The 26204-nt window shown below is 71.0% G+C and carries 25 protein-coding genes; 15 read left to right on the forward strand and 10 right to left on the reverse strand.

Annotated features, from left to right (window positions below):
- Positions 1–18 precede the first annotated feature (18 nt).
- The 3 genes from ACWGIH_RS25985 to ACWGIH_RS25995 are packed head-to-tail and all read right to left on the reverse strand — an operon-like array spanning position 19 to position 2701.
- Positions 19–1200, reverse strand: a complete 1182-nt coding sequence (locus ACWGIH_RS25985; RefSeq protein ID WP_453443741.1) for a lysophospholipid acyltransferase family protein — start codon at positions 1198–1200, stop codon at positions 19–21.
- 44 nt (positions 1201–1244) lie between these two features.
- Positions 1245–2108, reverse strand: coding sequence for a phosphatidate cytidylyltransferase (locus ACWGIH_RS25990; protein WP_453443691.1), 864 nt, complete (start codon positions 2106–2108; stop codon positions 1245–1247).
- Positions 2105–2701: a CDP-alcohol phosphatidyltransferase family protein gene (locus ACWGIH_RS25995; protein WP_453443690.1), complete on the reverse strand. Its 597-nt coding sequence runs from the start codon at positions 2699–2701 to the stop codon at positions 2105–2107. Before ACWGIH_RS25995 ends, ACWGIH_RS25990 begins: the two co-directional genes overlap by 4 nt.
- On the opposite strand from ACWGIH_RS25995, the gene ACWGIH_RS26000 reads away from it, so the two are divergent.
- On the forward strand, positions 2700–3305 hold the full coding sequence (locus ACWGIH_RS26000; protein ID WP_453443688.1) for a GNAT family N-acetyltransferase: 606 nt from the start codon (positions 2700–2702) through the stop codon (positions 3303–3305). The genes ACWGIH_RS25995 and ACWGIH_RS26000 overlap by 2 nt on opposite strands.
- 22 nt (positions 3306–3327) lie before the next feature.
- On the opposite strand, the gene ACWGIH_RS26005 is transcribed toward ACWGIH_RS26000, so the two are convergent.
- The gene (locus ACWGIH_RS26005; protein ID WP_453443687.1) at positions 3328–4320 is read right to left on the reverse strand and encodes a zinc-binding dehydrogenase; all 993 of its coding nucleotides are present in this window, start codon (positions 4318–4320) and stop codon (positions 3328–3330) included.
- A 101-nt stretch (positions 4321–4421) separates the two neighbouring features.
- Between ACWGIH_RS26005 and ACWGIH_RS26010 the strand changes: the two genes are divergently transcribed.
- On the forward strand, positions 4422–5354 hold the full coding sequence (locus tag ACWGIH_RS26010) for a LysR family transcriptional regulator (protein WP_453443685.1): 933 nt from the start codon (positions 4422–4424) through the stop codon (positions 5352–5354).
- Positions 5355–5550: 196 nt separating this feature from the next.
- A complete protein-coding gene (locus ACWGIH_RS26015) occupies positions 5551–5679 on the forward strand; it encodes a hypothetical protein (protein WP_268251300.1) in 129 nt (42 codons plus the stop codon).
- Here ACWGIH_RS26015 and ACWGIH_RS26020 read toward each other — a convergent pair.
- The gene (locus ACWGIH_RS26020) at positions 5673–7274 is read right to left on the reverse strand and encodes a fibronectin type III domain-containing protein (protein ID WP_453443683.1); all 1602 of its coding nucleotides are present in this window, start codon (positions 7272–7274) and stop codon (positions 5673–5675) included. The two genes, ACWGIH_RS26015 and ACWGIH_RS26020, sit on opposite strands and share 7 nt — an antisense overlap.
- 151 nt (positions 7275–7425) lie before the next feature.
- Here ACWGIH_RS26020 and ACWGIH_RS26025 point away from each other — a divergent pair, with 151 nt between their 5' ends.
- Positions 7426–8475: a 3-isopropylmalate dehydrogenase gene (locus ACWGIH_RS26025; protein WP_453443682.1), complete on the forward strand. Its 1050-nt coding sequence runs from the start codon at positions 7426–7428 to the stop codon at positions 8473–8475.
- A gap of 245 nt (positions 8476–8720) precedes the next feature.
- Positions 8721–9818 (forward strand): branched-chain amino acid aminotransferase, encoded by a 1098-nt coding sequence (locus tag ACWGIH_RS26030; protein WP_453443681.1) that lies wholly within the window; start codon positions 8721–8723, stop codon positions 9816–9818.
- Positions 9819–9914: 96 nt separating this feature from the next.
- Here the strand turns inward: ACWGIH_RS26030 and ACWGIH_RS26035 are convergent, their stop codons facing one another.
- Positions 9915–11345, reverse strand: a complete 1431-nt coding sequence (locus ACWGIH_RS26035) for a cytosine permease (RefSeq protein ID WP_453443679.1) — start codon at positions 11343–11345, stop codon at positions 9915–9917.
- A gap of 162 nt (positions 11346–11507) precedes the next feature.
- On the opposite strand from ACWGIH_RS26035, the gene ureA reads away from it, so the two are divergent.
- From ureA to ACWGIH_RS26075, 8 genes are all read left to right on the forward strand, one after another.
- Entirely contained in the window at positions 11508–12215 is a 708-nt protein-coding gene (gene ureA, locus ACWGIH_RS26040) for an urease subunit gamma (protein ID WP_453443678.1), read from the forward strand.
- Positions 12212–13933: an urease subunit alpha gene (locus ACWGIH_RS26045; protein WP_453443677.1), complete on the forward strand. Its 1722-nt coding sequence runs from the start codon at positions 12212–12214 to the stop codon at positions 13931–13933. The genes ureA and ACWGIH_RS26045 overlap by 4 nt, the downstream gene beginning before the upstream one ends.
- Positions 13934–13977: 44 nt before the next feature.
- On the forward strand, positions 13978–14991 hold the full coding sequence (locus tag ACWGIH_RS26050; RefSeq protein ID WP_453443675.1) for an agmatine deiminase family protein: 1014 nt from the start codon (positions 13978–13980) through the stop codon (positions 14989–14991).
- 73 nt (positions 14992–15064) lie between these two features.
- Positions 15065–15631 carry a TetR/AcrR family transcriptional regulator gene (locus tag ACWGIH_RS26055; protein WP_453443739.1) on the forward strand — a complete coding sequence of 189 codons (567 nt, stop codon included), beginning with the start codon at positions 15065–15067 and terminating at the stop codon, positions 15629–15631.
- 148 nt (positions 15632–15779) lie between these two features.
- Positions 15780–17039 carry a TolB family protein gene (locus ACWGIH_RS26060; protein WP_453443673.1) on the forward strand — a complete coding sequence of 420 codons (1260 nt, stop codon included), beginning with the start codon at positions 15780–15782 and terminating at the stop codon, positions 17037–17039.
- A 366-nt stretch (positions 17040–17405) separates the two neighbouring features.
- Positions 17406–19010 (forward strand): citramalate synthase, encoded by a 1605-nt coding sequence (cimA, locus tag ACWGIH_RS26065; RefSeq protein ID WP_453443672.1) that lies wholly within the window; start codon positions 17406–17408, stop codon positions 19008–19010.
- Positions 19011–19066: 56 nt separating this feature from the next.
- Positions 19067–20425 (forward strand): hypothetical protein, encoded by a 1359-nt coding sequence (locus ACWGIH_RS26070; protein ID WP_453443671.1) that lies wholly within the window; start codon positions 19067–19069, stop codon positions 20423–20425.
- A gap of 83 nt (positions 20426–20508) precedes the next feature.
- Entirely contained in the window at positions 20509–21402 is an 894-nt protein-coding gene (locus ACWGIH_RS26075; RefSeq protein ID WP_453443670.1) for an alpha/beta fold hydrolase, read from the forward strand.
- Between the two features lie 171 nt (positions 21403–21573).
- Here the strand turns inward: ACWGIH_RS26075 and ACWGIH_RS26080 are convergent, their stop codons facing one another.
- Entirely contained in the window at positions 21574–22206 is a 633-nt protein-coding gene (locus ACWGIH_RS26080) for a YceI family protein (RefSeq protein ID WP_453443669.1), read from the reverse strand.
- Between the two features lie 343 nt (positions 22207–22549).
- On the opposite strand from ACWGIH_RS26080, the gene ACWGIH_RS26085 reads away from it, so the two are divergent.
- Positions 22550–24145, forward strand: coding sequence for an acyl-CoA carboxylase subunit beta (locus ACWGIH_RS26085; protein ID WP_451216326.1), 1596 nt, complete (start codon positions 22550–22552; stop codon positions 24143–24145).
- 32 nt (positions 24146–24177) lie between these two features.
- Positions 24178–24375, forward strand: coding sequence for an acyl-CoA carboxylase subunit epsilon (locus ACWGIH_RS26090; RefSeq protein WP_451216329.1), 198 nt, complete (start codon positions 24178–24180; stop codon positions 24373–24375).
- 158 nt (positions 24376–24533) lie between these two features.
- Here ACWGIH_RS26090 and ACWGIH_RS26095 read toward each other — a convergent pair whose 3' ends face one another.
- From ACWGIH_RS26095 to ACWGIH_RS26105, 3 genes are all read right to left on the reverse strand, one after another.
- Positions 24534–25118 (reverse strand): GTP-binding protein, encoded by a 585-nt coding sequence (locus ACWGIH_RS26095; protein ID WP_030361923.1) that lies wholly within the window; start codon positions 25116–25118, stop codon positions 24534–24536.
- Positions 25099–25692, reverse strand: a complete 594-nt coding sequence (locus ACWGIH_RS26100) for a DUF742 domain-containing protein (RefSeq protein WP_363212490.1) — start codon at positions 25690–25692, stop codon at positions 25099–25101. The genes ACWGIH_RS26095 and ACWGIH_RS26100 overlap by 20 nt, the downstream gene beginning before the upstream one ends.
- A 93-nt stretch (positions 25693–25785) precedes the next feature.
- Positions 25786–26199: a roadblock/LC7 domain-containing protein gene (locus ACWGIH_RS26105; RefSeq protein ID WP_135330751.1), complete on the reverse strand. Its 414-nt coding sequence runs from the start codon at positions 26197–26199 to the stop codon at positions 25786–25788.
- Positions 26200–26204: the final 5 nt, after the last annotated feature.

The raw sequence follows: 26204 nt of genomic DNA on the forward strand, positions 1-26204 counted from the left end.
GTGCCGAGTGTGCCCCGGTCAGCGCCATCCCGTCACGATCAATGAGAGCCCGAGCGTGAATCCGCCACCCAGCAAGGCCAGATACAGCCCGTAGAACCGCCGGAGCCTGTGGACGAGGAACCCGAAGGCCCCGAAGGCGAGGCCCACCGTGAGGGTGCGGGAGCCGCGGGACAGTGCCGAGTGGGTCAGCCAGTCGTGCGGCGCGATGTCTGCGCGGCCCGCCTCGCGTGCGTACACCTTGAAGGGGATGCCGTTCCAGGGCTGGTGGCGGACGGCCGCCGCGCCCTCGACGGCGAGCTCGGCGCGTACCTCGGCGCGCATCCGGTCCGTGGTCAAGGGGTGCGGCAACTGCACGCCGATGGCGGCCAGTTGGAGCGCGAGCAGGCCGCCCGCAAGGCTGCCCGCGAGCGCCGTGAGGGACAGCTTCAGGGCCCGGCGCGGCACTGCCACGCAGGCGACGGCGAGGAACAGCTCCGGCATCAGGGGCCAGCTCAACGCCTCCGCGAAGGCCCAGGCGAAGGCTGCCGCGAGACCCCGGCGGGAGCTGATGACGGCCGCGACGCGCTTGCGGGCGACGGAGTCCCTGAGGGGTTCGCCCGCCGTACGACGATGAAGCTCGGCCACCGCGTCACGCGCTGCCTCCGGGGTCGTGTCCGGGGGCAGCGGGGCGCCGACGCGGACCCTGACCAGGGTGGGCCGGAGCCTGCCGTGCTTGGGCAGGAGGCGTGCGGTGCCGTCGATGGCGACCGGGACGACGGGCACGTCCGCCTGCCGCGCGAGGACGAGGGCACCCTTGTGGAAGGCGCCGAGCTCGCCCGCCCGCGCTCGGGTGCCCTCGGGGAAGAGGACGACGGCTCCGCCCGCGCGGAGGGCGTCCGCCCTGGCCAGCAGGTCGTCCATGCCGCCGCCCGTGCGGCGCACGGGGAACCCCGCGGCCAGGCGGCTGCAGATCCGCCGCCGCCAGGGGGAGGCGAACCAGTAGTCCGCGGCCGCGCCCATCGCGGGCGCGTGGCGGGCGTCCAGTGCGGCGAGCAGGGCGGCGGTGTCCGCGTGCGACGAGTGGTTCGCCACGACCACACAGCCCCCGGACGGGAGTCGGCCGCGTCGCTCGACTCCGCCGGTGAGGGTGAGCAGGGTCCACCAGAGGGCACGGCGGAGGCGGGCCGCGCCGCGCTTCTCCCCGAACCTCTTGAGGAGCAGGGAGGGGCCCCCATGACGGGCCGGAAACCCCCGCGTACGACCCTTCACAGCGTCACCACCATCGTCAGCAACAGCGCGACCAGCAACGAGTCGATCCGGTCGAGCAGGCCGCCGAACCCCGGCAGCCAGCTCCCCGCGTCCTTCACGCCGGCCTCCCGCTTGACCATCGACTCCAGGAGATCCCCGAGCACGCAGCCGACGAGCACCGCGGCCCACAGCACCGGGGAGAACGCGCCGACCGCGGCCAGCGCGGCGGCGGTCGCGGCGGCGGCTCCCGCGACGCCCGCCCAGGTCTTGTGGGGGGAGAGGGGCGAGAGCGGCCGGGACAGAAGCCCCCTGCGGCCCAGTGCCGTACCCCCGCACCACGCACCCACGTCCCCGAACGCCACCGCGACGCCCACCGCCACGGCCGTGTCGCCGAGCAGCACGAGACCGCTCAGCGAGACGGGGATCCAGAGCAGCCCGAAGACCGTGCGGCTCGCCCGCGTGAAGCCCTGCCCGGCATCCCCGGAGAAGAGCGCCACACCGGCGGCGGCGATCAGCAGCGCCCCCGCCGTCCGCAGGTCAAGGGCGCCGGGCGCGCCCCAGGCGATGCCCGGCACCGCCACGGCGGACACCGCGAGGACGGCCCGCTCACCCCGCGGCAGCCCCGCCATCCGCGCGTACTCGCCCACGGCGACCACCCCGAGCCCGGCCGCGAGCACGAACGCCCCCGCCCGGCCGAGGAAGAACGCCCCGAGGAAGAGCGGCGCGGCCAACGCCCAGGTCCGCCAGCGCTTGCGCAGCTCGGCCCGCATGCCCACCCGCGAGGGCAGCGCGGCAACGGCCACCCCACCGACGCCGAGCACCCCGGCCACCACGGGTACGGCTCGCCCGGCGGCCTCCCCGGCGATGAACGCGGCGCTCATCGCCGGCCCCCTGGGTACGCCTGGCCCAACTCCCGCCACAGCCGTGCGCATCGCAGCCCCGCCGTGAGCACCGAACCCGCGGCGACCACCACGAGCACCGGCACGGCCCACCCCGAAGCCGCCGCGAGGATCACGAGGGCGCAGCGCTCCGTCTTGCCGACCGGGCCCCCGTTCAGGCGGGTCGCGCCCGCCGCCGCGCCCGCGAGCGACACCCAGGAAGGGAGCGTCGCCGCGAGCCCCGCCGTCGCCACCAGCCACAGCGGGGCCACGGTCAGGAAGCCCGCGAGCATGACCAGGTCGGCTGCCCGGTCACCCAGTTCGTTCAGGAGCGCGCCGCGCCGCGTCGTACGGCCCGTGTCACGGGCCAGCGCTCCGTCGAGGTTCGCGAAGGCGAGACGCGCGGCGAGCAGCACGGCCACCGGGAGCGCCGCGAACGGCACCGGCAGCCAGGCGAGCGCCGCGGCCGCGCCCGCCGCGCAGAGCACGCCGGCCGCGGTGAGGGTGTCGGGCGACACCTCGCGGCGGGCGAGCGCGCCGCGTACGCCGGACAACCGGTCCGCGTACCAGGGCTTGAGAGCGTAAAGGCCGTTCATGACAACGACTCTGCCGCCGCCCCGCCGCGGGCAAATCGGCGTGCGTACTCAGATAGGGCCTGAGTACGGTGGAGAGGTGACCACGCTGCGCACGGCCCATACCTGCGATCTCGACCCGGCCGAACTCCGTGCCGCCCGCGCCCTGATGGACGAGGCGTTCGACGGGGACTTCAGCGATCAGGACTGGGACCACGGCCTCGGCGGCATGCACGCCCTGGTGTGCGACGCCTCCGGCCTGCTCCTCGCGCACGGCTCCGTGGTGCAGCGCCGGATCCTGCACAACGGCCGTTCGCTGCGCATCGGTTACGTCGAAGCGGTCGCCGTCCGCCCGGACCGGCAGCGCCAAGGTCTGGGCGGCCAAGTGATGGGCGCCCTCGAGCGGGTGATCGACCGGGCGTACGTACTGGGCGCGCTCTCGGCGTCGGACGAGGGGGAGCGGCTCTACCTCGGACGCGGCTGGCAGCAGTGGAAGGGCACGGTCGGCACCCTCGGCCCGCAGGGCGTGGTCCCCATGCCGGACGAGGAACCCCCGCTCCTGTGGGGCGCCGACCTCGACCCGGCGCACGAACTCCTCATCGACTGGCGTGACGGGGACATCTTCTAGGACGTCTTCAAGGCGGGCCCGCCTACCGGGCAGCGACGATGATCTTGCCCAGGTTCTCGCCCCGCAGCATCCCCAGGAACGCGTCCACGATGGAGCCGAAGCCCTTGACCACGGTCTCGTCGAGCCCGATGCGCCCGCTCTGCAGATGCGGCACCACGAACTCGTTCAACTCCTCCTGCACGTCACGGTAGTCGCGGACCAGGAAGCCCTCCATGCGCAGGCTCTTCTCGACGATGTCGGGGAGGTTGCGCAGGGCGTACGGCGTGTCGGTGCTGTTCTTCTGGGCCATCGTGCCGATGCGTACGATCCGCCCGTACTGGCGCAGCGAGGAGATCGCCGCTTCGAGGTGCTCGCCGCCGACGTTGTCCACGTAGAGGTCGATTCCGTCGGGCGCCGCCTTCGCGAGCAGTTCGGCCGTAGGGCCCGCGTGGTAGTCGAACACCTCGTCGTAGCCGACGTGTTCGGTCAGATACGCCGCCTTCGCCGCCGTGCCCGCGCTGCCGACGAGCCGTCCCGCGCCCATCAGCCGGGCGAGCCGCCCGGTGGCCGTGCCGACGCCGCCGCCCGCGGCCGAGACGAACACGTCCTGCCCCGCGCGGAGTTCGGCGACGCGGGTGAGGCCGACGTAGGCGGTGAGGCCCGTGCCGCCGAGGATGCTCAGGTGCGCGGAGAGCGGTACATCCTCGAAGTGGGGGACGGCACGTGCCTCGTCGGGGGTGACGACGGTGTGCGTGCGCCAGCCCTGCCGGTGGAAGACGATCTCGCCCTCGCGGAGCGCGGGGTCGCGGGACTCCACGACGCGGCCGAGGGTGCGGCCCTCCAGGGGCGCGTGCAGGGCGAAGTCCCCGTCCATCATCTCGCGGTGGTAGGGGTCCACCGACCAGTACAGGTTCTCCACCAGGGCGGTGCCCGGCGTGGGCCGGGGCGGTGCGGACTCGACGAAGGCGAAGTGGTCGCGGGTGGGGAGGCCGTGGGGGCGGGCGGTCTGGTGCACGGTGAGCGCGGTCTCGGTCATGGCGGTGACCGTACGGAGGAATGCGGGGGCCGGGCAGTGGGTTGCGCTCATGGAACGGCCCGAACCATGAAGAGCCCTCATAGAAGCAGGTGGGACCCTCGATGAGCGCTGCCGGAACGGCGAACTCGACCGCCGCCGCCACCGACCTGGCCCCGCACGAGCTGCGCGTCCTCGTGGCCGTCGACAGCCGGCGCGGGTTCTCGGCGGCCGCCGAGACGCTCGGGGTGACGCAGTCCGCGGTCTCGCACTCCATCCGCGGCACGGAACGCAAGGTCGGGGCGGTGCTCTTCGATCGCGGCCGCAAGGGCGCCACCCCGACCCCGGCCGGAGTCGCGGCCGTCGCCCATGCCCGGCGCGTCCTGCGGCTCCTGGACGCTCTGGCCGCTGAGGCCCGGGGCGCCGCACAGGGCACGGTGGCGGGAGTGTTGCGCGTCGCCGCGTTCCGCAGCGTGGCCCTGCACCTGCTGCCGCCCGTCCTGGAGCGGCTCACCGCCCGTCATCCCGGCATCGAGCCGGAGGTACGCGTCGTCCGTGAGCTGGGTGCGGGCACCGCGGGCGAGGTGGCGGAGGGGCGGGCCGACGTGGGCATCGCGACGATCGGGGCGAGTTCGCCGGTGCCCGCCGGGCTGATCGGTGACGTACTCATCGAGGAGCCCTACGCGCTGGTGCACCCGGCGGGACACCCCGACCCGCGCTCCCTGCCCCTCGTGGACTGGCACGAGAACTGCGGCTCCTACACCCGGCAGTGGTGGGCCGGACAGGACTGGATCCCGAAGGTGACCGTCCTCACCGAGGACGACGGAGCGGTGCTCTCGATGGTGAGCAGGGGTCACGGCATGGCGATCATGCCCGCGCTCTCCCTGAACGGAGCACCGGACGGAATCGAGATCACCGATCTCGGTCCGGATCGCCCGTCGCGTTCCGTGGGCTACGTCACCACCCCTGAGCTGGCCGCCACGCTCGCCGTGCGGGCTCTCATCCGCGAGCTCAGAGCCGCCGAAGGAGGGGCAGGCAAGGAAGGCCGTCTCAGATAGTAGGAAGTCCGAGTAATTGTGGAGACAGACGCTCCGTCCTCGCTTAGCTTTGTAGGAGCCGAACGTCTCGCTCGATCAAGCGAATGGCGGTCGTGAGCCGGAGCCCCGTGCAGGCAACCCCTGTGGCTCCGCCGCTCCCCGCCTCTCCGGCGTCTCGAAGTACCAGTACCCCCTTCCCTCAAGGAGTGGATCCCCCATGGCCGAGACGACCGCACGCCGAGTCCGCCACGCCTCCCGTACCAGCGATTCCGACCGCAGGAAGGCCGCCGCAGCCCTGCAGCGCGCCCTCGACCGCAGGGACAACGGCGGCGAGACGGGTCACTGACCCCCGCGCACCACCTCGAAGTGGTCCACGCGCTCACCGCTCTCCGCGAGCGCGGAAACCGACAGCTTCGGGCGGGAACCGGCCGTCACCTCCACCGCGAGGAACGAGAAGCCGGTGTACCGCACCCGTGACCACTCCACCGTGTCCGGATTGTGGAGGCGCGACTTGGTCCAGTGGAACGTCCGGATCGCCTCCCGGTCGTCGACATGGCCCTCGTAGCTGTCCTTCACGCCTGCCGGAAAGCTGTAGAGGTCCTTGCCCGCGCCGCCCGCGGTGACGTACACGATGCCGTCGCGCGTCGGATCAGTCGACGCGCCGACCGGTACGGGCTTGCCCACCTCGCCGCCCTTGATCGCGTCGGTGCGCTCGTAGACGTGGTTGTGGCCGTTGACGACCAGATCCACCTGATGCTTGGTGAACAGCTCCAGCCATGCGTCGCGCACCCCGCCGTCGGACCCGTGCGTAGCCGTCGAGTACATGCAGTGGTGGAAGAAGACCACGATGAAGTCGATGGTCCCGTCCGCCCGCAGCTCGCCCAGGCGCTTGTCCAGCCACGCGGTCTGCTTGCCGTCCGTGTAGCCCTTGTTGGCCGGGATCTCGTACGAGACGTCGTTCGCGTCGAGGGCGACGACGCCGACATTGCCGTACGTGAAGGAGTAGACGCCCGGCGCGTTCCTCGGGTCGAAGCCGTTCCCGGGAAGCGACCAGCGGGCGGACTGGCCGCCGTAGCCGTCCGGCGAGTACCACGCCTCCATGTCGTGATTGCCGGTCGTCACCATCCACGGGACCGACTTCGCCACGGACTCCGTCTGCGCCAGGAAGGTGTCCCACACCCGTGCGTCGTACGTGTCGGACTCCTTGCCGTGCCCGGTGCTGTCCGCGTAGCAGATGTCGCCCGCGTGCAGATGGAAGGACGGGTTCTGGCCCAGGATCAACTGGTCGTTGGCGAGCGCGTCGTAGCTCACGCCCTGGTCGCCGAAGGCCGTGAAGACGAACTTCTCCGCCTGCGCCGGTGCCGTGCGGAAGGAGCCGATCGTCGCCATCCGCTCGGGTGACGCCGGGTCGAAGCCGTCGTGCCCGACGCCGTAGTAGTACGTCGTGCCGGGCGTCAGGCCGTCGAGCGCCGCGTGCAGGTAGTACTGCTCGACCGCGGGCAGCTTCTTCGACAGGGACGGGGTGTGCAGGTCGCGCACCTCCGCCTCGATCTTCCGGCTCAGTTCCCAGGGCTTCGGTCCCACCCGCAGATAGGGGGACTTGACCGCGAACGGCACTTGCCAGGAGACCCGCATCTGCGTCTTCGGGTCCGCCCCGAAGGCGAGATGACGGGCGAAGGGCGCCACCAGCCTGCCGTCGACCTTGACCGGCGCGGACGGTGCCGAGGCCGCGGTGAGCGGGCCGGACGCCGACGCGTTCTCGCCGTGGGCGCCGCCCGTACTGCCCGCGAGCAGGCCGATGCCGCCGACCGTCCCGGCCGCGGCGAACGAACCGGCGAGGACCCTGCGGCGGGACAGCTTCCTGCGCAGGTACTCGTGCTGTTCGGGCATGCTCATCCTGGCCGCGAGCCGCTCCGGAATGCCGACGTTGGGGGTGTCCATGCCCATACAACTTCCCGGTGACGCGCAACTCCCGCCAGGCCTGAGGGTGAAGGGAGGGTGGCCATGTGATGACGCACCCATGGCGTGACCAGGGGTGTCCGCATGTCGGACTGCTCGTGTCATCCCCTGGGACGACGCGTAGGCTTCTGGCATGTCGGCAAGTTCTCGCATCCTCAATCTCGCAGTGATCCCCGGTGATGGAATCGGCCAGGAAGTCGTGGCCCAGGGGCTCAAGGTCCTCAACGCCGTCCTCCCGCAGGATGTGAAGCTGGAGACCAAGGAGTTCGACTTCGGCGCCAAGCGCTACCACGCGACCGGTGAGACCCTCACCGACGCCGACGTCGAGGCCCTCAAGCAGTACGACGCGATCCTCCTCGGCGCGATCGGTGACCCCTCGGTGCCGTCCGGCGTCCTGGAGCGCGGCTTCCTGCTGAAGCTCCGCTTCCTCTTCGACCACCACGTCAACCTGCGGCCGTCGAAGCTGCTCCCGGGTGTCGCGACCCCCCTCAAGGGCCAGCCCGAGATCGACTTCATCGTCGTACGCGAAGGAACCGAGGGCCCGTACACGGGGAACGGCGGCTCCATCCGCACGGGCACCCCGCACGAGGTCGCCACCGAGGTCTCCGTCAACACCGCCTTCGGTGTGGAGCGCGTGGTCCGTGACGCCTTCGCCCGCGCGCAGGCCCGTCCGCGCAAGAAGCTGACGCTGGTCCACAAGAACAACGTCCTCGCGTACGCCGGTCACCTCTGGACGAACGTCTTCAACGAGGTGGCGAAGGAGTTCCCCGACGTCACCACCGACTACATCCACGTCGACGCCGCGACGATCTACCTCGTCACCGACCCCGGCCGCTTCGACGTGATCGTCACCGACAACCTCTTCGGCGACATCATCACCGACCTCGCCGCTGCCGTCTCCGGCGGCATCGGCGTCGCGGCCTCCGGGAACATCAACCCGAGCCGCGAGTTCCCGTCGATGTTCGAGCCCGTGCACGGCTCGGCGCCGGACATCGCGGGCCAGGGCAAGGCCGACCCGTCGGCCACCGTCCTGTCCGTCGCGCTGCTCCTGCGTCACCTCGGCTACGAGGACCAGGCGGAGCGCATCGAGACCGCCGTCTCCACGGACCTCGCGGAGCGCGGCGACACGGTCCGCACCACCGAGCAGATCGGCGACGCGCTCGCCGTACGAGTAGCTGGCTGACCCGGCAGCTCATCTCCTTGTCACAGAAGCCGCCGGGTCCGGTTCACCACCCGGCGGCTTCTCGTATGCGGCTCCGGGTGCCACCATCGACCCCTGGGCCGCATTCACGCTGTTTCTTCCTCGGCGCCACGCGAGCGATAATCGAACGTGGGGCCGCGGAATGCAGGGTTACTCGGACGTCCTAGTACGAGAAGTACTGGCGTGAGCGCGGTCCGTCACCATCACACCGTGAAGGACTAGTACTCATGACGACGACGCCGACACCCACGATCGAGCTGAAGCCCACCTCGAACCCGCTGTCCAAGGCGGAGCGCGAGGCGATCCTGGCCAACCCCGGGTTCGGCCGCCACTTCACCGACCACATGGTGACGATCAAGTGGACGGAGGGGCGCGGCTGGCACGACGGCCAGCTCGTGCCGTACGGCCCGCTGTCCCTCGACCCGGCGACCAACGTCCTGCATTACGCGCAGGAGATCTTCGAGGGCCTGAAGGCGTACCGCCAGCCCGACGGCTCGGTGGCCTCCTTCCGCCCGGACGCCAACGCGGAGCGCTTCCAGCGGTCGGCGCGGCGGCTCGCGATGCCGGAACTGCCGGTCGAGACGTTCATCGAGGCGTGCGACGCGCTGGTGAAGGCGGACAAGGCGTGGGTGCCGGCGCACGGCGGCGAGGAGTCGCTGTACCTGCGGCCCTTCATGATCGCCAGTGAGGTCGGCCTGGGCGTGAAGCCGGCCAACGAGTACCTCTTCATCGTCATCGCCTCGCCCGCGGGCGCGTACTTCCCCGGTGGCGTCAAGCCCGTCTCCATCTGGCTGTCGGAGGACCGCGTGCGCGCCGTCCCCGGTGGCGTGGGCGACGCCAAGACCGGCGGCAACTACGCGGCGTCCCTGCTCGCGCAGGCCGAGGCCGCGGAGAAGGGCTGCGACCAGGTCGCCTACCTGGACGCCGTGGAGCACAAGTGGGTCGAGGAGCTCGGCGGCATGAACCTGTACTTCGTGTACGGGGACAAGATCGTCACGCCGACCCTGACCGGCTCGCTGCTCGCGGGCATCACCCGGGACTCGCTGCTCACGGTCGCCAAGGACCTCGGCTACACGTCGGAGGAGTCGCGCGTCTCGATCGACCAGTGGCAGGCGGACACCTCCGAGGGCACGCTCACGGAGGTCTTCGCGTGCGGCACCGCGGCGGTCATCACTCCCGTGGGCACGGTCAAGTGCCGTTCGGGCGAGTGGACCCAGAGCGGCGGCGAGCCGGGCCCGGTGACGATGAAGCTGCGCGAGGCGCTGCTCGACGTCCAGCGCGGCACGGCGGAGGACCGCCACGGCTGGATGCACGACCTCGGCTGAGGGCTCGGCCCTTGGCCTGCTTCTGCACGTGGGCGGCCGGGCCCGGGAGTGGATCTCCCGGGCCCGGCCCTTCGCGTTGTCGGGCGCGGCGCGGCGTTACGGGGCCGGCACGCTGACCGTGGGGCCGCTCTGGGCCGCGGGCTCGGGTGCCGGCTTGCGTTCCAGGGCCACGTAGGCGAGGCCGCCCACCACCCCCGACAACAGGAAGCTGCAGTCCACGCCGCCGGTGAGGGAGAGCAGCGGGCCCTCGTAGGAGGGGAGCGAGACCGCCGCGAGGCCGACCGCCGCGCCCAGGGCCCAGCTCGCCGTCGCCGGGATGTTCCACCCCGCCCGGTACCAGTAGATCCCGCCCAGGGAGCGGCGGTTGAAGACCTGGAGCGCCTCCGCGTCGTACACGCCCCCGCAGCGGACGAAGCCGATCAGGGTGATCACCGCCCACGGCGTGCCGACGGCGGTGAGGAGGAGGACGAAGGACGTCATCGCGTCCTGCGCCTCCCAGGCGTAGTGCCCCACGAACACGCACCCCGTGGCGACCACCGCCACGGTGTACGTCGCGCGGGCCCGCGAAGCCCGCGGCAGGATCGCGTCGAGGTCCAGGCCCATCGAGTACAGCATCAGGCCCGCGTTGCCGACGGAACCCGCGGAAGCGGCCAGGAGCAGCGGGATCAGGTACCAGCCGGGGGCCGCCGAGACCAGCGGCCCGGCGTAGTCGAGCGCCGCCCCCGCCGCGTACGCCGTGAACGTGCCGAAGAGCTGGGGGACGAGCAGCCCGGCGAGCAGGCCGATCCACGACGCCCGCAACACTGTGCGGGAGCTGTGGCGGGCGGGGGAGACGTAGCGCGTGTAGTCGCCAAGGAGCGTGATGAACGCGATCGGGCCGCTCAGGCCCGCCGCCACGAGCGCGAGGAGCCACGTCGGCCAGAACGAGCCGAGGAGGTACCCGCCCGCGTCGGGGAGTGCCGATGTCGTGAAGTCGGGGGCGTAGGCCACCGTCCCGAGGATCAGGAGCGCCGTCATGCCGACCGCGAGGACGCGCGAGAGGCGCAGCAGCACCCGGTAGCCGTAGACCGCGCCCGCCACCGTGGCGGCGGCGAGGAGCGCGTACACGACCCCGTACGAGAGGCCGCTCGCGGGAAGTCCCGTCAGGCGGTGCAGGACGCCCACCATCACGTCGCCGCCGATCCAGATGGTCAGCGCGGTGTAGCCGAGGGACAGCAGGAGGCCGACCACCGAGCCGACCAGCCGGCCCCGCACGCCGAACTGGGCCCCGGAGGAGGTGGAGAGGTTCGTGCCGGTACGGAGCGAGACCAGGGCCAGGGGTGCGGTCAGGGCTGTGCCGATGACCGTGCCCGCCACCACCGAGGTGACGGACGCCCACCAGCCGAGGCCGAACGACACCGGCAGCCAGCCGAAGACGATCACCCCGAGGCAGAGGTTGGAGCCGAGCAGGATCGAGATGAGATCGCGGGGACCGCTGGTGCGTTCCCCGTCCGGGATGGTGTCGACTCCGCGCTGTTCTATCGGCATGAGGGTGCCCCTGACGCTCGATCGTGGCCGCCTGCGCACACAGGCTGCCGGACGGCTGTTTGAGTGCCGCTCAATGTGACCTGAGTCAAGCTCGTACGTCAATGTTTCCGTCGCATCAATCTCGTGGTTAGAGTGTCGTTCAAACGATGGAGGTGTGGTGGCGTGCGGCTTACCCCCACGGAACGCGACCGGCTGCTGCTCTTCGGGGCCGCCGAGCTGGCCAGGGCCCGCAAGGCGCGCGGCCTCAGACTCAACGTCCCCGAGGCGACCGCCCTGATAGCGGACACGGTGTGCGAGGCGGCCCGCGACGGGGCCAGGCTCGCCGAGGCGATCGAGCGGGCCCGCTCGGTCCTCGGGCCCGACGACGTCCTGCCGGGCGTCGCGGATGTGGTGACCGAGGTGCATGTGGAGGCCGTCTTCGACGACGGGTCCCGGCTCGCCGTGGTCGCGCAGCCGATCGGTGGTGCGGGCGCGGGGAGCGAGGCCCCGGGAGCGCTGCTGCCAGGGCCGGAGCACGCGGAGCTCGCGCCCGTCGCGACGATCGCCGTGCGCAACACCGCGACCGTGCCGGTCTCCGTCACCTCGCACTTCCACTTCTTCGAGGCCAACCCCCGCCTCGACTTCGACCGGGTGGCCGCGTACGGCATGCGGCTTGCCGTGCCCGCCGGGTCCTCGGTCCGCTTCGGGCCGGGGGAGAGCGCCGAGGTCGGGCTCCTTCCGATCGGCGGCGAGCGGATCGCGATCGGCTTCGCCGGCCTGGTCGACGGGCCGCTTGACGCGCCGGGAGCCCGCGCAGAAGCCCTGCGTCGCGCCGCCGCCTGCGGCTACCTCGGCATACCGGAAACGACTGAGCAGGAGGTCGAGCGATGAGCCGCCCCGGAGGCCACCCCGCCGAACCGCGCCGCCTCACCCCGTACGAGTACGCCGCCACGCACGGCCCCCGAGCGGGCGACCGCGTCCGGCTCGGCGACTCGGGCCTGACGGTCCGCGTCGAGTCCGACTCCCAGAAGTACGGCGAGGAGTTCCTCGCCGGGTTCGGCAAGACGGCCCGCGACGGCCTGCACCTGAAGGCCGCCGCCGTCCGCGAGACCTGTGACGTCGTGATCAGCAACGTGCTGGTGATCGACGCCGTGCAGGGCATCCGCAAGGTGTCGATCGGCATCAGGGAAGGCCGTATCCACGCCATCGGGCGGGCCGGCAACCCCGACACCCTGGACGGCGTCGACGTCGTCGTCGGCACCGGCACGTCCATCGTCTCGGGCGAGGGGCTGATCGCCACCGCCGGAGCAGTGGACACCCACGTACACCTCCTGTCGCCGCGCATCATGGAGGCCTCGCTCGCCTCCGGCGTCACCACGGTCATCGGTCAGGAATTCGGGCCCGTGTGGGGCGTCGGCGTCAACTCGCCCTGGGCGCTGAAGCACGCGTTCAACGCCTTCGACGCCTGGCCGGTCAACATCGGCTTCCTGGGCCGGGGTTCGTCCTCGCACGACGCCCCGCTCGTCGAGGCCCTCGCCGAGGGCGGGGCATCGGGCTTCAAGGTGCACGAGGACATGGGCGCCCACACCCGCGCCCTCGACACCGCGCTGCGGGTCGCCGAAGAGCATGACGTGCAAGTCGCCCTGCACAGCGACGGGTTGAACGAGTGCCTCTCCGTCGAGGACACCCTGAAGGTGTTGGAGGGGCGCACCATCCACGCCTTCCACATCGAGGGGTGCGGCGGCGGGCACGTGCCCAACGTGCTGAAGATGGCGGGCGTGCCGAACGTGATCGGCTCCTCCACCAACCCCACGCTGCCCTTCGGGCGCGACGCCGTCGCCGAGCACTACGGCATGATCGTCTCGGTCCACGACCTGAAGACCGATCTGCCGGGCGACGCGGCCATGGCGCGTGACCGCATCCGCGCCGGGACCATGGGCGCGGAGGACGTGCTGCACGACCTGGGCGCCATCGGCATCACCTCGTCCGACGCGCAGGGCATGGGGCGCGCGGGCGAGACCGTACGCAGGACCTTCGCGATGGCCGGGAAGATGAAGGCCGAGCTCGGCCCCATGGACGGCGACGGTGACGGGGACGACAACGCGCGCGTCCTGCGGTACATGGCCAAGCTGACCATCAACCCCGCCATCGCCCACGGCCTCGCCCACGAGGTCGGTTCCATCGAGGTCGGCAAGATGGCCGACATCGTGCTCTGGCGGCCCGAATTCTTCGGTGCCAAACCGCAGTTGGTCCTGAAGTCCGGCTTCCCCGCCTACGGGGTCGTGGGTGATCCGAACGCGGCGACCGACACCTGCGAGCCCCTCGTCCTCGGCCCGCAGTTCGGCGCGTACGGCTCGACGCCCGCCGACATCTCGGTGGCCTTCGTCGCCCAGGCGGCCGTCGACCAGGGCAACGACACGATGCCGACCCGGCGGCGCCGCGTCGCGGTGCGCGGCACCCGTGGCATCGGGCCCGCCGACCTGCGCCTCAACTCCCGCACCGGCTCCATCGACGTCGACCAGCGCTCAGGCCTGGTCACGCTCGACGGCGACCCGGTCCGGTCCGAGCCCGCCGACTCCGTCTCCCTCAACCGCCTCTACTTCCTGTAGTTCCCGCCGCCAGTCCTCCTTGAAGTCCTTCCATAGGGATCACCATGACCTTCCGCATGCCCGCCGAGTGGGCCCCGCACGAGCGCACCTGGATGGCCTGGCCGGGCCCCAACCCCACCTTCACGGACGAGCGCGAGCTCGCCGAGGGGCGGGCCGCCTGGGCTGCCGTCGCCCGTGCCGTACGCCGCTTCGAGCCCGTCACGATGGTCGTCGGGACCGGGCAGAGCGCGTCGGCCCGCGCGCTCCTCGGCCCCGACATCGAGCTGGTCGAGCGCGATCTCGACGACGCGTGGATGCGGGACATCGGCCCCACCTTCGTCCGTGACGGCGATCAACTGGCCGCCGTGGACTGGATCTTCAACGGCTGGGGCGGCCAGGACTGGGCCCGCTGGGAGCACGACGCGAAGATCGCCCGGCACGTCGCCGACATCGCGGGCGTACCCGTCCACTCCTCGCCCCTGGTCAACGAAGGCGGCGGCATCCACGTCGACGGCGAGGGCACGGTCCTGCTGACCGACACCGTCCAGCTCGACCCGGGACGCAACCCCGGCCTGACCCGCGAGCAGGCCGAGGAGGCCATCCACGCCCGCATCGGCACGCACAAGGCGATCTGGCTGCCGCGCGGCCTGACCGGTGACTACGGCCAGTTCGGCACCCGGGGGCACGTCGACATCGTCGCCGCCTTCGCCGCGCCCGGCATCGTCCTCGTCCACTCGCAACAGGACCCCGCCCACCCGGACTTCGAGGTCAGCAAGGAGATCATCGGGGTCCTTCGGGGGCAGACCGACGCCCGGGGCCGCGCCCTGCAGATCGTCGAGGTGCCGGCGCCGACCGTCCTGGCCGACGACGAGGGCTGGGTCGACTACTCCTACATCAACCACTACCTCTGCAACGGCGGCGTCGTCCTGTGCTCCTTCGACGACCCGCGCGACGAGATCGCGGCAGGCATCTTCCGCCGGCTCTTCCCGGAGCGGACCGTGACGCTCGTGGACGCCCGTACGATCTTTGCCGGGGGTGGTGGCATCCACTGCATCACCCAGCAGCAGCCCAAGATCTAGCGCAGGAGTCCCCGTGGCCGAGGCCGCACGCCGGAAGAACGCACCACCGCGCGAGGACGTGCTTGCCGCAGCCATGGAGATGATCGCCGAGCGCGGCCTGGAGAAGCTGACCATGGCCGCGCTCGGCCGCGAGGTCGGCATGAGCAGCGGCCACCTCCTCTACTACTTCCGCACCAAGGACGAGCTGCTCCTGCGCACCCTGGAGTGGAGCGAAGCCGCGCTCGGCGCCGAGCGCGGCCGGCTGCTCGCCCGGCAGGGCACGGCCCGCGAGCGGCTCGACGCGTACGTCGACCTGTACGTCCCCGACGCCCCCGGCGACCCCCACTGGACGCTCTGGCTGGAGGTCTGGAACCGCTCCCTGAACGCCGACGAGGACGAGCGTGACCGCCAGGTCGCCATCGAGAGCGCCTGGCACCGTGACCTGGTGGCGCTGCTCGCCGAAGGCGTGTCACGGGGCGAGTTCCACGCCTTCGACCCCGACCGCTTCGCTGCCCGGCTGCGGGCGCTGCTCGACGGATTCTCCATCCATGTGGCGATCGGGCTGCGCGGCACGGGACGTGACCAGATCCTGGCCCACGTCAGGGAGTTCCTGGACGGAGCGCTCGGCTCAGGCACGCGGGACCCGGAGACCCCCGTCTAGGTTGTACGCATTTCTGCGGATTGTGTGTTTCCTGGTGGTGCGCTTGTATCCCCGTGGGCCCTCGGTGCGGTCCGGCGCCGACCTCGCACGCACCGAACCGAGGAAGTCCGTCCGCACGGAACTCTGAGCAACCACGGGGGAATTGACCATGCACAGCACCAAGCGCCGCGCCGCCCTGGCCGCCGCCGCACTCGTCGCGGCGGTCACCGCCACGACATTGCCCGCCGCCTTCGCCGCGCCCGCCGCCGACGCGCCCCGCACCGAGGGCGTCAGCGTCACGGCCGAGGGCAAGGCCGCCGGTGACCGCTCGGCGGGGGCCGTGATCAGCCGGAACGGCAGGTACGCCGCCTTCGACTCCGCCGCCACCGACCTGGCGGCGGGCGACACCAACGGCCTGAACGACATCTTCGTACGCGATCTGAGCACCCGGAAGACCGAGCGGATCGCCCTGCAAGGACGTGACGTCAGGAGCCCCTCGCTGAGCGCCGACGGGCGTTACGTCGCCATGATCACCAGCCCCGCGGACGCCTACTCGGTGTCCGACGTCCGGCTCTACGACCGCAGGACCAAGAAGTTCGAGCGCCTCGACGTCGAGCTGCCCGACGGCTATCCCGGGGACAGCGCGGGCAGCGTGTCCCTGAGCGCGAACGGCCGCTACGCCGTGTTCAGCACGGACGGCCCGCAGTTCGACGGTACGGCGGTCTTCCTGCGCGACCGGAAGACCGGGGTCACCGAGAAGGTCAGCCACCCGTACACGGGCGGCGACGGGGAGCGCAACGCCCACTCGCCGACCGTCAGTGACGACGGCCGTCGCGTCGCCTACGCGACCTCGTTCGTCAACGGCCCGCGCGGGGACGACTGGAGCGACCTCTGGGTGCGCGACCGCGGGACGGGCGAGGTGACGCAGGCCGACCGTTCCCACGACGGCTCCAAGACCGAGAAGGAGTCCCTCGCCCCGTCCATCAGCGGAGACGGCCGCACCGTCGTCTTCGAGTCCCGTGACACCCACCTCGTCCCGAACGACGACGACGGCGCCTGGAACGTCTTCGTGCACGACCTCGCGTCGGGCAAGAACCAGCGCATCCACGGCACCCAGGGCGGCCCCGGCCAGGCCTACACCCGCTCGCCCGCCATCAGCGCCGACGGCCGCCATCTGACGTTCATGTCGGAGCTCACCGAGGCCGGCTCCGAGTACGGCAAGGAGTGGCCCGTCTACCTGCGGGACCTGAAGAAGGGCAGCACCACGCTCGTCACGCCGGACACCACGGGCGGCGCGGCCTCGGCGCAGGTCGCTCCCGGCGGCATCTCGGCGGACGCACGTCGCATCGCGTTCCTCAGCGGCGACGCGACCTTGCTGAGCGGCGACACCAACGACGGCGACGACACCTTCGTGCGTCACCTGCGCTGACGCCTCATCGCCATGCGGGCGGCGCGTCCCACGCGTCGCCCGCATCCAGGTGTCCCATGGCGTCCACGTATGCCCGCATCGTGAGACGGGGCAGCGCGGTGTGTGCGGGCTGTGGCAGGCTGCCACCGTGCTCTCGTTCGCCATGATTATTGGCAGCAGGCGCGCCGGTCCGCAGTGACCGTCTCGTACCACCATGTACGGGCGGACACCGTCGTCTCTCAGACCCGCGCGCAAACCTCTCGTACCCACGAGGGGTTTTTTCGTTTCCTGGCCCAACATCAGCCGGACGCGGAGCGCGGGGGATCATTGAGGCGGTGGAGCCGGTCATTCCGGTAGACCGAGATCCGACACAGGAGCCAGATCAGCATGACGGAAACCAGCACACCCGACGATGCGTTCCACGTCTTTGACACCACGCTGCGCGACGGCGCGCAGCGTGAGGGAATCAACCTGACCGTCGCGGACAAGCTGACCATCGCCCGGCACCTGGACGACTTCGGCGTGGGCTTCATCGAGGGCGGCTGGCCGGGCGCCAACCCCCGCGACACCGAGTTCTTCGCCCGCGCATCGCAAGAGATCACCTTCCGGCACGCCCAGCTCGTCGCCTTCGGCGCCACACGCCGCGCCGGTGGTTCGGCGGCCACGGACCCGCAGGTCAACGCCCTGCTCGAGTCCGGCGCCCCGGTCATCACGCTCGTCGCCAAAGCCCATGACCGGCACGTCGAACTCGCCCTGCGCACCACCCTGGAGGAGAACCTGGAGATGGTGCGCGACACCGTCTCCTACCTCCGCGACCAGGGGCGGCGCGTCTTCGTCGACTGCGAGCACTTCTTCGACGGCTACCGCGCCAACCCCGCGTACGCGAAAGCCGTCGTCCGTACGGCCTGTGAGGCGGGCGCCGACGTCGTCGTCCTCTGCGACACCAACGGCGGCATGCTCCCCGCGCAGGTCAAGGCCATCGTCGGCACCGTCATCGCCGACACCGGCGCCCGTCTCGGCATCCACGCGCAGGACGACACGGGGTGCGCGGTCGCCAACACCCTCGCCGCCGTCGACGCCGGTGCCACCCACGTGCAGTGCACCGCCAACGGCTACGGCGAGCGGGTCGGCAACGCCAACCTCTTCCCCGTCGTCGGCGCCCTGGAGCTCAAGTACGGCAAGCAGGTCCTGCCCGAGGGCGCGCTGCGCGAGATGACACGCGTCTCGCACGCCATCGCCGAGGTCGTGAACCTCACCCCCTCCACCCACCAGCCGTACGTGGGCGTATCGGCCTTCGCCCACAAGGCGGGCCTGCACGCCTCCGCGATCAAGGTCGACCCGGACCTCTACCAGCACATCGACCCGGACCTGGTGGGCAACCGCATCCGGATGCTGGTCTCGGACATGGCGGGGCGCGCCTCCATCGAGCTCAAGGGCAAGGAGCTCGGGATCGACCTGGGCGACGACCGGGAGCTGGTGGGCCGGGTCGTGGAGCGGGTCAAGGAGCGTGAGCTCAGCGGCTACACGTACGAGGCCGCCGACGCGTCTTTCGAGCTGCTGCTCCGCGAGGAGGTCGAGGGCCGGGCGCGCCGCTACTTCCGCGTCGAGTCCTGGCGGGCCATCGTCGAGGACCGGCCCGACGGCACGCACGCGAACGAGGCGACCGTGAAGCTGTGGGCCAAGGGCGAGCGCATCGTCGCCACGGCGGAGGGAAACGGGCCGGTCAACGCCCTCGACCGGTCGCTCCGCGTCGGCCTCGAACGGATCTACCCCCAGCTCGCCAAGATGGAGCTGGTCGACTACAAGGTCCGCATCCTGGAGGGCAAGCACGGCACGTCGTCCACGACCCGGGTGCTGATCTCGACCAGCGACGGTGACGGCGAGTGGTCGACGGTGGGCGTGGCGGAGAACGTGATCGCGGCGTCGTGGCAGGCCCTGGAGGACGCGTACACCTTCGGTCTGCTGCGGGCGGGCGTCGAGCCCGTCGAATAGAAAACTGGTTCGGCTCAGGACCGCCGTAGCCCGCCCGACTGGGTTAGCTTCGAAGTATGAGCAATGGGACGAAGCGAATATTCCTCGCACTGTCCGGGATGCTCCTGTCCCTGGGTGCCGTGTCGTTCACGGCGGCGCCCGGGGCCGCGGCCGCCACCAGTGTCCCGGCCGTGGCCGACGCCTGGGAGAAGAGCCCGGTGTACGTGGATCCGGCCGCCTCGGACCAGCTGTCCGGGGCCGACGCGGATGCCATCGCGGAGAAGATCAAGGACGCCGACAAGCCGGTGTTCGTGGCGGTGCTGCCCGCGGACTTCCCCAAGCAGGACCTCTTCCAGAAGCTGCGTACCGAGACCGGCGTGACGGGTGTGTACGGGGTCCGGCTGGGCGACGCGTTCGACGCGAAGGCCGACCGGGCGGTGCTGAGCAACGCGGCCGTGTCGAACCTCGTCACGACGTACGGGGACGAGGGCGACACCAAGACCCAGCTCAACGACTTCGTCGACCAGGCGGTGAAGGACGCCCGTGGCTCCGCGCCGGCTTCGTGGGACGCCGGCGGCTCCGACAGCGGCACCCCCGTCGGCGCGCTGATCGGCGTCGGTGCGGTGCTCGTCGCGGGCGGCGGCGCCACGTACGCGGTGGTCCGGCGCAACCGGCGGCGCAAGGCCGAGGAGCAGCGTGTCGCGCTGGAGAAGCTGCGGGTCGTGGTGGACGAGGACATCACGGCGTACGGCGAGGAGCTGGACCGGCTCGACTTCCACCCCGCCGAGGCGGGAGCGGACGACGCGATGCGCACGGACTACGAACGGTCCCTCGACTCGTACGAGAAGGCGAAGTCGTTCATGGCGGCGGCGCGGCGTCCCGAAGAGGTGCGGGCCGTCACCCAGTCCCTGGAGGACGGCCGCTTCTCGCTCGCCCTGCTCACCGCACGACGGGAGGGCCGCCCGCTGCCGGAGCGGCGCGCCCCCTGCTTCTTCGACCCGCGGCACGGCCCTTCCGTCAAGGACGCCCCCTGGGCGCCGCAGGGCGGCGCCGAGCGGACGGTTCCGGTGTGCCTGGCGGACGCGACGCGCCTCGCGGACGGCGAGGAGCCGATGTCCCGGACGGTGGTCACGGAGTCGGGGGAGCGGCGCCCGTACTGGGAGGCGGGCCCGGCCTACGGACCCTGGGCCGGCGGCTACTTCGGCGGCGGCATGCTGCCGGGCCTGCTGGTCGGCACGATGCTGGGCGGAATGATGGCGAGCCCGGCGTACGCGGCGGACTACGGCGGGGGTTACGGCGACTTCGGCGGCGCGGGCGCCGGGTACGAGGGCGGGGACTACTCGGGCTCGGACTTCGACCCCGGCGATTACGGGGGTGGCTTCGGGGGCGGGGACTACGGCGGGGGTGGCGGCGACTTCGGTGGTGGCGGTTTCTAGCGGGTTGACGGCACGAAGGCTTCACGAGACGATACGTATCGTACCGTCTTGTTGAACCCCTCGTTGCTACGGAAGGTCACCCCATGCGGCCACAGCAGCAGTACGTCGAAGCGGCCCCCGGCATCCGCCTGTGGACGGAGCGGCGTGGTGCGCCCGACGCCCCCGCGCTGCTCCTGATCATGGGCGCCCAGGCCTCCGGACTCGGCTGGCCCGACGCCCTGGTCGACGCACTCGCCGACCGGCACCAAGTCATCCGCTACGACCACCGGGACACGGGGCGCTCCACCGCCGCCTTCGACGAACGCCCTTATCCCGTCACCGACTTGGCGCGGGATGCCGTGGCCGTCCTGGACGGCTGGGGAGTGGAGCGTGCGCATGTGGTGGGCATGTCCCTCGGTGGCATGCTGACCCAGCTGGTCCTCGCCGACCACCCCGAGCGCGTCCTCAGCGCCACGCTCATCGGCACCTGCGCGCTCAGCGAGACCCCGTACGTGGCACCGGACGGGACCCGGGTGCCCGTGGGTGAACTCCCCGGCATCGCGCCGGAAGTCCTGGAGATGTGGTCCCGGCCGGTCCAGGACACGGGGGTCGAGGCCGAGCTCGACCGCAGGGTGGAGCACTGGCGCGTCCTGAACGGCCGCCAACTCGACGTGGACGACGCGTACTTCCGTGACCTGGAGCGCCGGATCATCGAGCACGCCGGGACCCACGTCGCCTCGACCGCCCATGCCCGCGCCGACGACTCCCACATGCTCCGCACCGACGAACTGGCCGGCACGAACGTCCCCACGCTCGTCGTCTCCGCCCCCGCCGAGCCGGTGTTCCCGCCCCCGCACCCCCAGCACCTGGCGCAGGTCATCGGTGGCGGGAGCGCGCGCGTGGTGGAGATCGCGGGCATGGGCCACGCGCTGCCCCCGGCGGTCCAGGGCCCCCTCGCCAAGGCGATCCTGACCCACACGGACGCGGCCCACCTCTAGGACCTTCCGGCGAATGCCGCCGCTCAGCCGCCGCGTGCCACCAGCCCGGCGGCCAACGCGCACGCGAAACGAACAAACCCACCCACCCCACCCTGATGCAGGGTGATCGGGTGGGTGGGTGGGTGGGCAAGCATCCGTCGCGAAGCGGCGGGGCAGAACGGCGCCCAGGGCTCAGGAGCCAGAACGAATCGCGGAGATGTCGAAGCGCAGCTTGATCTTGTCGGAGACCAGCACCCCGCCCGTCTCCAGCGCCGCGTTCCACGTAAGGCCCCAGTCCGAGCGCAGGATCTCCGCCTTGCCCTCGAAGCCGACGCGCTCGTTGCCGAAGGGGTCCGTGGCCGAGCCGTTGAACTCCAGGTCGATGGCGAGCTCCTTCGTGGTGCCGAGAATCGTCAGGTCACCGGTGATGCGGTAGTCGTCGCCGCCCAGCGCCTCCGCCTTGGTGGAGCGGAAGGTCATCTCGGGGAACTCGTCGGTCTTGAAGAAGTCCGCGCTCTTCAGGTGACCGTCACGGTCGGCGCTGCCGGTGTCGATGCTCCCCATCTGCACGTCGATGGAGGCCGTCGACTGGCCCGGGTCCGTACCGTCCAGGTGCAGCGCGCCGGCGACGTCGGTGAAGGAACCCTTGACGTTCGTGACCATGGCGTGGCGGGCGACGAAGCCGATCGACGTGTGCGAGGGGTCGATCGTGTAGTCGCCGGTCAGGGCGGCCAGCTCCGGGGTGACCGGGGCAACGGCCGTGGCGGTGGCGGAGGAGGAAGCGGACGAGGTGGCGGTTTCGTTCTTGCGGCCGAAGAGACCCATGACTGCTCCTTGGGGACGAGCTGCGGGCGGGAGGCCCGAGCTGCGAGCTACGGGGGACGTATCTATTGAATGTTCAACGAGATTGACTGTAGCGCGATTCAGTTCAACATTCAACCTATGGCGGAACGTGCTCGACCGGTGGCGCACGGTGCTCACCCGGCCGCCGACCTGTGAGCTGTCTCTCACGCACCCCTTTGTGGAATCCCTACAGCCGCAGACAGCCCTGAGCAGTCACTTCGCGCGCACAGCGAAGGGCTTCTGTTCGGGGGTGCCAGGAAAACGGGCCGGAGACTGTGCAGAGTCGACGGTCCGTTTCTCCAGGTGCACTTCGTAAGGTCACTACATGACCGTTTTGGACGACACCGCTTCTTCTCCCGAAGGCGAGCCCACCGACGCACGCGGCCGCGTGGCCGAGCTGCACGCGATCCGTGCCGAGGCGCTGCGCGGCCCCAGCGAGAAGGCGACGAAGGCCCAGCACGCCAAGGGCAAGCTGACCGCACGCGAGCGGATCGAGCTGCTTCTGGACGCGGGGTCGTTCCAGGAGGTCGAGCAGTTGCGCCGGCACCGGGCGACCGGATTCGGCCTGGAGGCGAAGAAGCCGTACACCGACGGTGTCATCACCGGCTGGGGCACGGTCGAGGGCCGCACGGTCTTCGTGTACGCCCACGACTTCCGCATCTTCGGCGGCGCCCTTGGCGAGGCCCACGCCACGAAGATCCACAAGATCATGGACATGGCCATCGCGGCCGGTGCCCCGCTGGTCTCCCTGAACGACGGCGCGGGCGCCCGTATCCAGGAGGGCGTCTCGGCGCTCGCCGGATACGGCGGCATCTTCCAGCGCAACACCAAGGCCTCGGGCGTCATCCCGCAGATCTCGGTGATGCTCGGCCCGTGCGCCGGGGGAGCGGCCTACAGCCCGGCCCTGACCGACTTCGTCTTCATGGTCCGCGAGACCTCGCAGATGTTCATCACCGGACCCGACGTGGTCCGCGCCGTGACCGGCGAGGAGATCACGCAGAACGGCCTCGGCGGCGCGGACGTCCACGCCGAGACGAGCGGCGTCTGCCACTTCGCGTACGACGACGAGGAGACCTGCCTCGCCGAGGTCCGCTACCTCATCGCGATGCTGCCCTCGAACAACCGCGAGAACCCGCCCACCCACGACTCGGACGACCCGGCGGACCGCCGCTCGGACGTCCTGCTCGACCTGGTCCCGGCCGACGGCAACCGTCCGTACGACATGGCCAAGGTCATCGAGGAGCTCGTCGACGACGGCGACTTCCTGGAGGTCCACGAGCGCTGGGCGCGCAACATCATCTGCGCCCTGGCCCGCCTGGACGGCAAGGTCGTCGGCATCGTCGCCAACCAGCCGCAGTCGCTGGCCGGTGTCCTGGACATCGAGGCCTCCGAGAAGGCGGCCCGCTTCGTCCAGATGTGCGACGCCTTCAACATCCCGATCGTGACCCTCCTGGACGTCCCCGGCTTCCTGCCGGGCGTCGACCAGGAGCACGGCGGGATCATCCGGCACGGCGCCAAGCTCCTGTACGCGTACTGCAACGCCACCGTGCCGCGCATCTCGCTGATCCTGCGCAAGGCCTACGGCGGCGCGTACATCGTCATGGACTCCCAGTCCATCGGCGCCGACCTGACCTACGCCTGGCCCACCAACGAGATCGCGGTGATGGGCGCCGAGGGCGCCGCCAACGTCATCTTCCGCCGGCAGATCGCGGCGGCCGAGGACCCCGAGGCCATGCGGCAGAAGATGGTCAAGGAGTACAAGGCCGAGCTCATGCACCCCTACTACGCGGCCGAGCGCGGCCTGGTCGACGACGTGATCGACCCCGCCGCCACCCGCGAGGTGCTCATCAGCTCCCTCGCGATGCTCCGCAACAAGCACGCAGACCTGCCGTCGCGCAAGCACGGCAACCCCCCGCAGTAATCCTGCAGTAGCCCACAAGGAGAACGCTGCACATGAACACTCCCGACATCCGCGTCGAGAAGGGCCACGCCGAGCCCGAGGAGGTCGCCGCCATCACGGCGATCCTGCTGGCCCGTAGCGCCGCCGCCACCGCGCAGGCCCCCACGCCCCGCCGAGGCCGCGACAAGGCCGGCTGGCGCCGCCTGGAGCGCACCCCCGGCTTCCGTGCCCCGCACAGCTGGCAGGGCTGAGCCCCAGCCGCCCGACGGCACACCGCGAAGGCCCCGGTACTCCACGGAGTACCGGGGCCTTCGCGCTGCCACGACGTCGCGCCGCCCGGAGACGGGTACGCGAAGGGCCCCGCACCCACCTGAGGGTGCGGGGCCCGTCCACGTACAGGCGAGGACCGCTAGCGCAGGCGCGCCATCAACGCGTGCTCCACGAGCGTGATCAGCGCGCTCTTCGCGTCGGCGCGATGCCGTGCGTCCGTCGTGATGATCGGGGTGTCCGGGCCGATCTGCAGCGCCTCGCGCACCTCGTCCGGCGTGTACGGCTGGTGGCCGTCGAAGCCGTTGAGGGCGATGACGAAGGGCAGGCCGGAGTTCTCGAAGTAGTCGACGGCGGGGAAGCAGTCGGCGAGCCTCCTCGTGTCGACCAGGACCACCGCGCCGATGGCGCCGCGTACGAGGTCGTCCCACATGAACCAGAAGCGGTCCTGACCCGGCGTACCGAAGAGGTACAGGATCAGGTCCTGGTCCAGGGTGATGCGGCCGAAGTCCATGGCCACCGTGGTGGTGGTCTTGTCCCCGGTGTGGGTGAGGTCGTCGATGCCCGCGGAGGCGGACGTCATGACGGCCTCGGTGCGCAGCGGGTTGATCTCAGAGACCGCCCCGACGAACGTGGTCTTGCCCACGCCGAAGCCGCCCGCCACCACGATCTTCGCGGAGGTGGTGGAGCGAGCTGTTGCTCCGCCGCTAGAGCTTGCGAAGTCCACTGAGCACCCTTTCGAGCAGTGTCACGTCTGGCTGGCCGCCGGCGGACTCGTCGCCGCCAGGCTGATGGATGGCGACAAGTCCGGCCTCCGCCAGGTCGGCTACGAGGATCCGGGCGACGCCGAGAGGAATGGTGAGAAGTGCCGAGATCTCAGCGACTGACTTGATCTCGCGGCACAGATTGCAGATTCGCTGATGCTCGGGCAACTGGCCCTGCAACTGATGCGGTTGGGCGGTGGTGTGCACCAGCGCCTCGATGGCGAGCTGGTACCGGGGCCTGGTGCGGCCGCCCGTCATGGCGTACGGGCGCACCAGGGGGTTGCTCGCAGCGGGCGCCGACTCGGGCGCGCGTCGCTGTGGTTGCACTGGCTGGATCCTGGGGGTGTGAGGCTGCTCGTACGGGCTCTGGCGGGGGCCCGGCTGCTGCGGCTGCTGGTAGGGCCTGCGGTGCTGGCTGGGCGCGGAGGGGAAGTTGTAACGGTTGGGCGCCCCGTCGTGCGGTCCCTGCCCCTGGCCGTGACCAGGCGACCAGTTGGCCGATGACGAACCGTCCGGGGGTGTTCCTGAGCCTGCCACGTACTCCTCCTCCGACTGTGCCGGGCACCATCATTCTGGAGCCGCGTCCCGAAACCTTACGGGCACGGGACGCGAAAACGCACCGTACGTCTACTAGTTGAGAAGGCTCCCCTGCAGCTCCGCACGCAGGTCGGGCGTGAGCACGGTCCCGGCACGGTCGACAAGAAGTGCCATCTCGTACCCAATGAGACCGATGTCCGCATCCGGGTGGGCGAGGACGGCCAGCGAGGAGCCGTCAGAGATGGACATAAGGAAGAGAAATCCTCGCTCCATCTCCACAACGGTCTGGGTCACGGAACCGCCCTCGAAGATCCGGGAGGCCCCGGCGGTGAGGGAGGTCAGACCGGATGCGACGGCCGCGAGCTGGTCGGCCCGGTCGCGGGGGAAGCCTTCGGACATCGCCAGAAGGAGTCCGTCGGCGGAGACCACCACCGTGTGGGACACCCCAGGGGTGTTGTCCACGAAGTTGGTGATCAACCAGTTCAGGTTCTGCGCCGCCTGGCTCATCGGGC

The sequence above is a fragment of the Streptomyces sp. NPDC054872 genome (assembly GCF_053610705.1).

Excerpts from the sequence above, each read along its gene's own strand:
- ACWGIH_RS25990 (WP_453443691.1), bottom strand. The coding sequence starts at position 2,108 with ATGAGCGCCGCGTTCATCGCCGGGGAGGCCGCCGGGCGAGCCGTACCC.
- ACWGIH_RS26000 (WP_453443688.1), top strand. The coding sequence starts at position 2,700 with ATGACAACGACTCTGCCGCCGCCCCGCCGCGGGCAAATCGGCGTGCGT.
- ACWGIH_RS25995 (WP_453443690.1), bottom strand. The coding sequence starts at position 2,701 with ATGAACGGCCTTTACGCTCTCAAGCCCTGGTACGCGGACCGGTTGTCC.
- ACWGIH_RS26005 (WP_453443687.1), bottom strand. The coding sequence starts at position 4,320 with ATGACCGAGACCGCGCTCACCGTGCACCAGACCGCCCGCCCCCACGGC.
- ACWGIH_RS26010 (WP_453443685.1), top strand. The coding sequence starts at position 4,422 with ATGAGCGCTGCCGGAACGGCGAACTCGACCGCCGCCGCCACCGACCTG.
- ACWGIH_RS26015 (WP_268251300.1), top strand. The coding sequence starts at position 5,551 with ATGGCCGAGACGACCGCACGCCGAGTCCGCCACGCCTCCCGTACCAGC.
- ACWGIH_RS26020 (WP_453443683.1), bottom strand. The coding sequence starts at position 7,274 with ATGGACACCCCCAACGTCGGCATTCCGGAGCGGCTCGCGGCCAGGATG.
- ACWGIH_RS26025 (WP_453443682.1), top strand. The coding sequence starts at position 7,426 with ATGTCGGCAAGTTCTCGCATCCTCAATCTCGCAGTGATCCCCGGTGAT.
- ACWGIH_RS26030 (WP_453443681.1), top strand. The coding sequence starts at position 8,721 with ATGACGACGACGCCGACACCCACGATCGAGCTGAAGCCCACCTCGAAC.
- ACWGIH_RS26035 (WP_453443679.1), bottom strand. The coding sequence starts at position 11,345 with ATGCCGATAGAACAGCGCGGAGTCGACACCATCCCGGACGGGGAACGC.
- ACWGIH_RS26045 (WP_453443677.1), top strand. The coding sequence starts at position 12,212 with ATGAGCCGCCCCGGAGGCCACCCCGCCGAACCGCGCCGCCTCACCCCG.
- ACWGIH_RS26050 (WP_453443675.1), top strand. The coding sequence starts at position 13,978 with ATGACCTTCCGCATGCCCGCCGAGTGGGCCCCGCACGAGCGCACCTGG.
- ACWGIH_RS26055 (WP_453443739.1), top strand. The coding sequence starts at position 15,065 with ATGGAGATGATCGCCGAGCGCGGCCTGGAGAAGCTGACCATGGCCGCG.
- ACWGIH_RS26060 (WP_453443673.1), top strand. The coding sequence starts at position 15,780 with ATGCACAGCACCAAGCGCCGCGCCGCCCTGGCCGCCGCCGCACTCGTC.
- cimA (WP_453443672.1), top strand. The coding sequence starts at position 17,406 with ATGACGGAAACCAGCACACCCGACGATGCGTTCCACGTCTTTGACACC.
- ACWGIH_RS26070 (WP_453443671.1), top strand. The coding sequence starts at position 19,067 with ATGAGCAATGGGACGAAGCGAATATTCCTCGCACTGTCCGGGATGCTC.
- ACWGIH_RS26075 (WP_453443670.1), top strand. The coding sequence starts at position 20,509 with ATGCGGCCACAGCAGCAGTACGTCGAAGCGGCCCCCGGCATCCGCCTG.
- ACWGIH_RS26080 (WP_453443669.1), bottom strand. The coding sequence starts at position 22,206 with ATGGGTCTCTTCGGCCGCAAGAACGAAACCGCCACCTCGTCCGCTTCC.
- ACWGIH_RS26085 (WP_451216326.1), top strand. The coding sequence starts at position 22,550 with ATGACCGTTTTGGACGACACCGCTTCTTCTCCCGAAGGCGAGCCCACC.
- ACWGIH_RS26090 (WP_451216329.1), top strand. The coding sequence starts at position 24,178 with ATGAACACTCCCGACATCCGCGTCGAGAAGGGCCACGCCGAGCCCGAG.
- ACWGIH_RS26105 (WP_135330751.1), bottom strand. The coding sequence starts at position 26,199 with ATGAGCCAGGCGGCGCAGAACCTGAACTGGTTGATCACCAACTTCGTG.